9 protein-coding genes are annotated in these 9,453 nt (G+C 66.9%); 2 read left to right on the forward strand and 7 right to left on the reverse strand.

The annotated features are described in order from the left end of the window. Both ACQKJZ_RS16045 and ACQKJZ_RS16050 read left to right on the forward strand, forming a co-directional pair. A partial coding sequence (locus ACQKJZ_RS16045) for a toprim domain-containing protein (RefSeq protein WP_427732305.1) occupies positions 1–1,069 on the forward strand: 1,069 nt, incomplete at its 5' end. 178 nt (positions 1,070–1,247) lie between these two features. Beyond that, on the forward strand, positions 1,248–2,000 hold the full coding sequence (locus ACQKJZ_RS16050) for a class I SAM-dependent methyltransferase (protein WP_427732307.1): 753 nt from the start codon (positions 1,248–1,250) through the stop codon (positions 1,998–2,000). 208 nt (positions 2,001–2,208) lie between these two features. Here ACQKJZ_RS16050 and ACQKJZ_RS16055 read toward each other — a convergent pair whose 3' ends face one another. The 7 genes from ACQKJZ_RS16055 to ACQKJZ_RS16085 form a co-directional block, all read right to left on the reverse strand. Further along, the gene (locus tag ACQKJZ_RS16055) at positions 2,209–3,234 is read right to left on the reverse strand and encodes a sensor histidine kinase (protein ID WP_427732309.1); all 1,026 of its coding nucleotides are present in this window, start codon (positions 3,232–3,234) and stop codon (positions 2,209–2,211) included. Positions 3,235–3,257: 23 nt separating this feature from the next. Then, a complete protein-coding gene (locus ACQKJZ_RS16060) occupies positions 3,258–3,701 on the reverse strand; it encodes a response regulator (protein ID WP_175311966.1) in 444 nt (147 codons plus the stop codon). After that, positions 3,702–5,204, reverse strand: coding sequence for a sensor histidine kinase (locus ACQKJZ_RS16065; protein ID WP_427732312.1), 1,503 nt, complete (start codon positions 5,202–5,204; stop codon positions 3,702–3,704). A gap of 65 nt (positions 5,205–5,269) precedes the next feature. Beyond that, a complete protein-coding gene (locus tag ACQKJZ_RS16070; protein WP_312490327.1) occupies positions 5,270–6,031 on the reverse strand; it encodes an exonuclease domain-containing protein in 762 nt (253 codons plus the stop codon). 39 nt (positions 6,032–6,070) lie between these two features. Next, complete coding sequence (folP, locus tag ACQKJZ_RS16075) at positions 6,071–7,126, reverse strand: dihydropteroate synthase (protein WP_427732314.1); 1,056 nt, start codon at positions 7,124–7,126, stop codon at positions 6,071–6,073. 148 nt (positions 7,127–7,274) lie between these two features. Further along, positions 7,275–8,414 (reverse strand): site-specific DNA-methyltransferase, encoded by a 1,140-nt coding sequence (locus ACQKJZ_RS16080; protein ID WP_427732316.1) that lies wholly within the window; start codon positions 8,412–8,414, stop codon positions 7,275–7,277. A gap of 337 nt (positions 8,415–8,751) precedes the next feature. Next, positions 8,752–9,348, reverse strand: coding sequence for a ribonuclease HII (locus ACQKJZ_RS16085; RefSeq protein ID WP_427732318.1), 597 nt, complete (start codon positions 9,346–9,348; stop codon positions 8,752–8,754). Positions 9,349–9,453 lie beyond the last annotated feature (105 nt).

Consider the following 9,453-nt stretch of genomic DNA (forward strand, 5'->3'; position numbering starts at 1 on the left):
GTCCAAGGAAATCGGCACGCTCATTCAGGCGATGGGCACCGGCATCGGTCGCGACGATTTCAACGCGGACAAGCTGCGCTACCACAAGATCGTCATCATGACCGACGCAGACGTCGACGGCGCGCATATCCGCACGCTGCTGCTGACCTTCTTCTATCGCCAGATGCCCGAGCTGATCGAGCGCGGGCATCTCTATATCGCCCAACCGCCGCTGTATAAGGCGACCAAGGGGCGGTCTGAGGTGTACCTCAAGGACGACACCGCGCTCGACGAATATCTGGTCGAGGCGGGCGTTTCGACCATGGTGCTGGAGGGCGCGGGCGGTGCGCGGTCGGGCAACGACCTGAAGGCGCTGGTCGATCATGCGCGGCGGATGCGGACCCTCATGCGGTACGTGCCGCGCCGTTATGACGCGTCGATCATCGAGGTGCTGGCGCTGTCCGGTGCACTCGATCCCGTTCTCACCCGCGACCAGCGCCTGACCGCCGTCACCGAGACGACGCGCCGGCTGGAATCGGGCGACCACGAGGCGCGCTGGTCAGCGCGGCTGACCGAGGATGGAGGTGTCCATTTCGAACGGCTGTGGCGCGGCGTGACCGATCACCACATCGTCGAGGCGAGCTTCATCGCTTCGGCGGAGGCGCGCAAGCTGCACGCGCTGGCGGCAGAACAGGCCGAGAGCTTCGCCCACGCCGCCAAGCTGGTGCCGCTGCGCAATGCCGCGACCGAGCCGTCGGCCGATGTCGTGCCGACCGATGAGGACGGTAACACCACGACGCTGGCACGCGGCGAAACCCGCGTCGCGCGGCCGAGCCAGCTGCTGGAGGCGATCCTGACGTCGGGCCGCAAGGGGCTGGCGATCCAGCGCTACAAGGGGCTGGGCGAGATGAATGCCGAGCAGCTGTGGGAAACCACGCTCGACCCGGCCGTCCGCTCGATGCTGCGCGTGACCTCGGACGACGTCGCGGCGGCGGACGAGGTGTTCAGCCGGTTGATGGGCGAAGTGGTAGAGCCGCGACGCGAGTTCATTCAGGACAATGCGTTGAACGTGGCGAATCTGGACGTGTAAGGCCCAACACCCCGCCCTCCGTTCGGGCTGAGCGAGCGGGAAATCCGGGCTGGTTCGGATATTCCTGCCCTCCGTTCAGCCTGAGCGAAGTCGAAGGCCACGGGATTCCCTTGGGCTTCGACTACGCTCAGCCTGAACGGCGGTCGGGATGGTGGCATCAGGACATAGGAGAGCAGGCATGAAGGCGATTGCACTGGGACTGATGCTGGCGGCGGGCGCGACCGTCGCGGTGGCGCAGCAAAAGCCTGCCGCTCCGGCCAAGGTCCCGGCCTATGTCACCGCCGCGCTGGCCGACCCGGCGCGCGCCGATCAGGCGGGGGACGATGCACGGCGTCAGGCGGCGGCGGTCCTCGCCTTTTCCGGGGTGAAGCCCGGCGACACGGTGATCGATTACCTGCCGGGCAAAGGCTATTGGACCCGTATCTTCTCGGGCATCGTCGGGCCCAAGGGCCATGTCTATGCCTATTGGCCCGCCGCCGGGCAGAAATATGCCGAGAAGTCGCTGCCCATGATCCAGGGCTGGAACCTGCCCAATGCGACCGCGCAGGTGCAGGCGGTCAATCTCCCCGCCTCGGACAAGCCGGTCGACTTGTTCTGGACCGTCCAGAATTATCATGACGTGGCCAACAAGGACGCCGGCGAACCGGCCCTGCGGGCGTTCGACCAGGCGGTGTTCAAGCTGCTGAAGTCGGGCGGCACCTATGTCATCATCGACCATGCCGACACGGCGGGCCGGGGACTGGCCAATACCAATACGACGCACCGGATCGATCCCGATTATGTGAAGCGTCAGGTCCAGTCGGTGGGCTTCCGCTTCGTCGGCGAGAGCAAGGTGCTGCGCAATCCAGCCGACGACCACTCGAAGAATGTGTTCGATCCGGCTATTCGTGGGCAGACCGATCAGTTCGTCTACAAGTTCCGCAAGCCGTGATTGGGGAAGGTGGCGGGGGGGCGGTCTCGGTGAGACCTCGTTCCCTCCCCCATCCCCGCCCGTTTACGGGAGGGGAGCGGTTAAAGGTGAGGGTAGAGCTTGGCCTTCGACTTCGCTCAGGCTGAACGGAGCGAGGGAGCGGGTCTTCCACAACATCCGTCCAGCCTGAGCGAAGTCGAAGGCCACGGACCATCCGCCACCGCAAAGCCTAAACCGGCACCCGCATCACCGCCCGCACGCCCGTATGCGCCGGGTCATATTCCACCACCGTCTGCAGGCTCTGCGCCATCGCACGGATCAGCTTGGCGCCCAGCCCGGTGCCTTGCGGCTTCTGGTCCGCCGCCATGCCGCAGCCATCGTCCTCGACCGCCAGCAGGCAATGCCCGTCGCCCTGCGCGACCGAGATGCGCACCTCGCCGGCCGCGCCCGGATAGGCATATTTGCAGGCGTTGGTGACCAGCTCGGTGACGATTACCCCGATCGACACGGCGCGGTCGGTCTTCACCCGGATCGGTTCGGCCGACAGGGTCAGCGTGCGGGGCAGCGCATCGCTCGACCAGCTTTCGCCGAGTTCGGCGATCAGCGCGCCCAGATAGTCGCGCAGATCGACCTGCTCGACATCATTGGCGGTATAAAGCCGGCGATGCACCTGCGCGATCGCGCGGATGCGCCGCTGCGTATCCTCCAACGCCTCGCGCGCGTGCGCGTCGGTCATCACGCCCTTTTGCAGGCCGATCATCGCGGACACCAGTTGCAGCGAGTTGGCGACGCGGTGGTTCACCTCGCTCAGCATCGCCTCCAGCCGGGCGTTGGAGGCGCGCAGTTCGGCCTCCGCCTCCGCCTTGGCGCGCTCCAGCCGGGTACGGTCGAGCACCTGTTCGAAGCTCGCGGCGAGCAGGTCGAAGAAATCCTCGCCCACCGCCTTGACCACATAGTCCGCCGCCCCGGCCTTCAGCGCGGCGACCGCGATCCGTCCCTCGTCCGATCCGGTGACATAGACGACCGGCGGCGGCACCGGGAGCGCGTTGATCGCGACCAGCGTCTCCAGCCCGTCCATGCCCGGCATGTAATGGTCGACCGCGACCAGATCGAAACCGCTTTCGGCCGCCAGGGCGATCCCGTCCGCGCCCGAGGCGGCCCCCGTCACCGTCCAGCCGCGCCTAGCCAGCGCACGCGTCACCAGCCGGCGCAGCGCGTCGTCATCATCGATATAGAGGATGCGCGCACCCTCCATCGCGGCCGAGGCGGGCGGCGGGGTCAGCCCTCGACTTCCGGTACCTGGATCACCGACAGGAACAGGCCGAGCTGGCGGATCGCCTGGGCGAAATTCTCATAGTTCACGGGCTTGGTGATGTAGACGTTGCAGCCCAGGTCGTAGCAGCGCTGGATTTCCACCTTGTCGTCGGTGGTGGTCAGCACGACGACGGGCGCGCGGCGCAGCGGGCTGCTCTCGTCCTTGATCTTCGCCAGAATGTCGGTGCCGCTCATGTCGGGCAGGTTGAGGTCGAGCAGGACCATCGCCGGGCCGCTCTTGGCCGGACCATCGGGCGCGTTGAACAGATAGTCGAGCGCGGTGGTGCCATCGGTGAAATGGCGGATGTCGTTCAGGATGCCCGCGCGGCGGATATTCTTCTCGATCAACCGGGCATGGCCCTCGTCATCCTCGATCATGACGATGCCAACGGAGCGATGGTCGTTCATTCAGGCACTTTCGATGGAAAGGGTGGGGGGTAGCGACAGGAAGAAGGTCGCGCCTTCACCCAGTTGGGATTCGACGGAAATCGTGCCGCCCAGACGGTAGGCGAGCGCCCGGACATGGGCCAGACCGATGCCTTCGCCCGGCTGGTCCTGCTGCCCCGAGCGGCGGAACAGGTCGAACACGCGTTGATGGTCGCGCGGATCGATGCCCCGCCCATTGTCACGTACCGCGACGATCACGCGTCCAGGCGTCTCCTGGGCGAAGACATGGACTTCGGCCGCGCGCGTCGGGTGGCGATATTTGGTCGCGTTCTCGATCAGGTTGGACAGGATCTGTTCGAGCGCGATGCGGTCGCTGACGATGACCGGCATCGGGCGCTCGATCGTCAGCGTGACGCCGCGGTCGTCGATGACGTGGCGGATCGAATCGGTGATCTGTTCGACCAGCTGGTCGAGCGCGATCATTTCGGGCGCCAGCACGCGGCGCCCCTCGCGACTGAGCTTCAGGATGGCGTTGATCAGACGGTCCATCTTGGCGGTCGAGGTGCGGATGAAGCCGATCGCCTCGGGCAGGTCTTCGCGTGCGGCGAGGCGTGCCTCCTCGGTCACGATCTGCGGCGCTTCGGCTTCGGCGCGGTCGATCAGCGCGGCCAGCGGCCCCGTCGCGGCGGACAGCTCGGCGGTGAAGCCCATGACATTGACCAGCGGCGAGCGCAGATCGTGGCTGACGATATAGGCGAAGCGCTGGATCTCCTCGTTCGCCAGCGCCAGGTCGGCGGTGCGTTCCTTGACCTGTTCCTCCAGCGTCGCGTTGAGCCGCGCCAGCGCCGTGCGCGAACGTTGCAGGTCGCGCGTGTAGCGACGCACCGTGAGGAACGAGACGATCGCGACCAGCACGAACAGCAGCGCGGCGACCGCCATGACGATCGAGAAGGCACGGCGGTTGGCGGCCTGTTCGGTATCGCGGATCGCGAGCAGACGGCGTTCCTCGCGCGCCATGCCGTCGAACACGTCGCGCAGCTTCTGCATCCGCATCAGGCCGCTATCGGCGCGGAACCGGCGCAGCGCCTCGGCCCCGCGGCCTTGCTGGACCAGGGTGTTGGTCTCACGCTGTACCAGGTCGAGCGCGGCCAGCCGCTCGATTACCGCCCGCATCGGCGCGCGCTGGCGGGGATTGTCGGTGGTCAGCCGCCGCAACTCGGCGATCCGGGGGACGAGCGCGTTGTGCGCCCGTTCGAAACTGTCGAGGAAATTGCGCGTGCCCGCCAGCATATAGCCGCGCCGCGCCGTCTCCTGCTGCTCGGCCAGCCGCCGCGCCTCGACCAGCACCGCCTCGACCCGGTAGGTGTGGATGACCCAATCGGTATGACGATTACCCTGCTGGATGACATAGGCCGCCGCGCCCGCCGCGACGAGCAGCGCCAGGAATCCCGTCGCCATGGCGGCGATCAGGATACGTCCGATGGGATTTTCGCCGGCTGTGGCGGCGTCGCGTAACCCCTGCATGGCATCTGCCTTATCGAAGCCGGGGCACGGACGCCAGAGTGGTTACGTCATGGTTACGACAACGGTTAGAGCAACAGTTCCTGGGGGCTGGGCCGCCCGACATGGCCACCGCCGCGCCGCCGCGCCATTTCGGTTTCGGCGGTGAAGCGGACATCGGGATCGCGGTCGCTGAGGAAACCGATCAGCGAGTCCTCGTCGATCTCGCGCCAGTCCTTGCCGCGATCGGGGCCATAACGGACGCGCGGCAACAGGCCCGGGCTGCGCGACCATTCGAGCAGTTGCGCCAGGCTCGCTTCGTTCAGCTGGTCGCGCAGGTGATGCGCGGTGACATAGGCATCGGGAAAGGCGCGGTGGATGGGCAGGCCGCGCTCATGAACGAGGCCCTGCGGCTTGCGCCAGTAACGCAGCACCTGGTTGGAAAAGCTGGGGCTGTCGGGCCACAGGCGCAGCGCGCACTTCCAGGTGCAGATCCAGTCGGCCGACTGGGTCATGGCGGGGGTGCAATATTGCTGTTCGAAATCCGCCCGGTGCGCGGCCAGCGCGATACGGCGCGGCCAGGGATCGAGCACGCGGCGCGCGACATCGTGCCACCAGGGCGCATCGGCGACCTGCTCGTCCAGGATGTGATGGATCGCCTGGGTGATCGGCGGGATGGGGCGGCCCGGATTGACCAGGATGTTGCCGCCTTCGCCCTCCAGCTCCCAGCGGCCGTCCTTGCCGAGTGCGACGTCCTGCCAGCCGATCTCGCACACGCCGTGGGTCGGCGGGGCCTGTCCGGTCGTCTCCAAATCGATGACGCGGATGATCTGGGGTTGGGGACGCTGCATCGCCCCTATGTGGGCGTTCGGGACGCGAAAAGCGAGGGCTTATCCCATCAGCGCGCGATCGCGCAGACCCCGCCAGACGTGTAGCGCCTGTACGGTTTCCGCCACGTCATGCACGCGGATCAACTGGACCCCCGCCTCCGCGCCCTTGATCGCCAGCGCCAGCGACCCGCCCAGCCGGGCGTCGACGGGTGCCTCGTTCGACAGCGCGCCGATCATCCGCTTGCGGCTGGCGCCCAGCATGATCGGGCAGCCCAGTCCGTGGAAGATCGCCAGGCCGTTGATCAGCGCCAGATTGTCGGCGAGCGACTTGCCGAAGCCGATGCCCGGATCGACCATGATCCGCGACCGCTCGACGCCGGCGGCCACGACCGCCTCGATGCGCGCCTCCAGCCAGTCGAACACGTCCGTCAACACATCGCCGTAACCGACCCGGCCATGCCCGCCCTTTTCGGGATCGGGCGAGTGCATCAGGATGACGGGGCAGCCCGCCTTGGCCACCACCTCCAGCGCGCGGTCGTCCCATAGGAGCGCCGCAACATCGTTGACGATGCCCGCGCCGGCGGCGAGCGCCGCCTCCATGACGGCGGCCTTGCGCGTGTCGATCGATACCAGCGCGCCGGCTCTGGCCAGCCGCTCGATGACGGGGGCGGTGCGGGCGATCTCATCGCCTTCCCACACCGGGGCGGCGCCGGGACGGGTGGACTCGCCGCCCAAGTCGATGACCGCCGCGCCCTGCGCCGCCATCGCCATGCCGCTGTCCGCCGCTGCGGACGGATCGCCGATATGCTTGCCGCCATCGGAGAAGCTGTCGGGGGTGACGTTCAGGATCGCGGCGACCTGCGGCTGGTCGAAGCGTAGCGTGCGTGGGCCTATGACCCAAGGGCTGCGGGGGGCGGTGAAGGCGGCGTGGAGCGCCTCGGCGCGGGGGGAGCCACCTAGTTCCTGAGCGAACCGCGCGACCGGCACGATGCGGCGGCCGCTGCCCTCGCGGACCTCATAGGCGGCGAACCACTGCATCCCGCCTGCGAGGCGCAAGGCGCTGCCCTCCTCCAGCCCGACGGGGGTGTCGACGAATTGGACGGGGCGCAGGTGCATGGTGTGTTCCTAAAATCCTCCCCGGCACGGGGGGGTGGCAGGGCGAAGCCCTGACGGAGGGGGGCTTCCACAAGGGGCGTCCCGAGCGGCGATCCCCCTCCACCACCGCTTCGCGGTGGTCCCCCTCCCCGTGCCGGGGAGGATCGTTTTACGGCTGCGTGGCGAGCAGCCAGGTCTGGCGCATCGCGTCGATCGGTTTCAGCGCCCCCTCCAGCTCATAATGCCAGAAGGTCCAGCCATTGCAGGTCGGCCGGTTCTGCAGCAGCGAACCCAGTCGGTGGATCGACCCGGCCTGCCCGCATTCGGATAAGAGCGACCCATCCGCGCGCACCGTCGCGCGCCATTTACGCTTGGCATCCATCAGCGGCATGCCGGGCATGAGGTATCCATTCTCGACCAGGGTCCCGAACGCCACCTTGGGCTGCGCCTTGGGGCTCTGCATCGTCGCCAGCGCGCTTTCGTCGAGCGGCAGCGCGGCCTCGATCCGTTCGATCGCGGCGGCGCAATAGGTCGGCTCGCGCTCGATCCCGATCCAGCGGCGGCCGAGACGCTTGGCGACCGCGCCGGTCGTGCCGGTGCCGAAGAACGGGTCGGCGATCACGTCGCCCGGCCGGGTGCAGGCGAGGAGGATGCGATAGAGGAGCGCCTCGGGCTTCTGGGTCGGATGGACCTTGTGCCCGTCTTTCTTTAGCCGTTCCTGACCGCCGCAGATCGGGAATTCCCAGTCCGAACGCATCTGGATTTCGTCGTTCAGCGTCTTCATCGAACGATAGTTGAAGGTGTATTTCGCCTTCTCGCCCTTCGATGCCCATATCAGCGTTTCGTGCGCGTTGGTGAAGCGGGTGCCCTTGAAATTGGGCATGGGGTTCGACTTGCGCCAGATGATGTCGTTGAGGATCCAGAAACCCAGATCCTGCACCGCGGTCCCGACGCGGAAGATATTGTGATAGCTGCCGATCACCCAGAGCGAGCCATTGTCCTTCAGCACCCGGTAGCATTCGGACAACCACAAGCGGGTGAAGGCGTCATAGGCGGCGAAGGTGTCGAACTTGTCCCAGGCGTCGGTGACGGCATCGACATGGCTGCCATCGGGGCGGAACAGCTCGCCACCGAGCTGGAGGTTATAGGGCGGGTCGGCGAAGACCATGTCGACCGACTTGTCGGGCAGCGAACGCAGCGCCGCGATACAGTCGCCCATCAGGATCTGGTCGAGCGGCAGGTCGCTTTCGCGGTGCGCCGATACCGGCCGCGTCCCGATCGGCTTGGCCACCGTCTGGATCACCCCCATGCTACCCGTTCCTTCTACCCTCGAACCCTCGCATCCACCCGGAACGAGTCATACGTCAAGAGGCGATTCGCGCTCGCGACTCGCGTGATTCCGCCAGATTCGACGACGTGTTGCGATTTCGTGGCAGATATGGGGGCTGTGGATAACTTCGCCCCCAAGGGAGTGGGGTGTGGCGATTGCGACTCGGGGCAGCCGTAAAATCCTCTCTATCGTCGGATGGGGAGGGGGACCGCCCCCATAGGGCGTGGTGACGGGCAGGGCCGGTCCGTCTCGCCCCTCCGCCATCGCAAACGCGATGGTCCCCCTCCCCAAGCATAGCTTGGGGAGGAATGAGCGATCAAAAGTCCAGATAACATTGCGCCACTGGCGCGAAGCTGCGGCGGTGGAGCGGGGTAGGCCCATGTTCGCGAAGCGCCGCCAGATGCGTCGCCGAGCCGTAGCCCTTGTTGCTGTGCCAGCCATAAGCGGGCCAAGTGTCGGCGGCGGCGATCATCATCTCGTCGCGGACATGCTTGGCGACGATCGAGGCCGCTCCGATCGCCAGCGACTTGGCATCGCCGCCCACGATCGCGGTGGCGGTGTAGCCCCATTTGGGCAGGCGGTTGCCGTCGACCAGCACATGCGCGGGATGACATCCCATGGTTTCGACCACGGCATCGACCGCCAGCGTCATCGCCTTCATCGTCGCCCAGTATATGTTGAGCCGGTCGATCTCCTCCGGGTGAACGATCCCGACACCGACGACCGCACAGGCGCGGATTTCGGAACAGAGCCGCGCGCGCGTCTTCTCGGTCAGTTTCTTGGAATCATTGATGCCATCGGGGCAGTCACGCTCGGGCAGGATCACGGCGGCCGCCACCACCGGCCCCGCCAGCGGCCCGCGCCCCGCCTCGTCCACGCCGCACAGGGGCGCGGGAAAACCGGTATCGACCATGGCGGCGCTTTATCGTGGAGGAGTGGCGATGGGAAGGTGGCCTATTCCTCCCCTTGCAGGGGAGGTGGCAGGCCGTCAGGCCTGACGGAGGGGTGTCCCGCTATC

It is taken from the genome of Sphingomonas sp. NPDC019816 (genome assembly GCF_050274375.1).
Taxonomy (GTDB): Bacteria; Pseudomonadota; Alphaproteobacteria; order Sphingomonadales; family Sphingomonadaceae; genus Sphingomonas.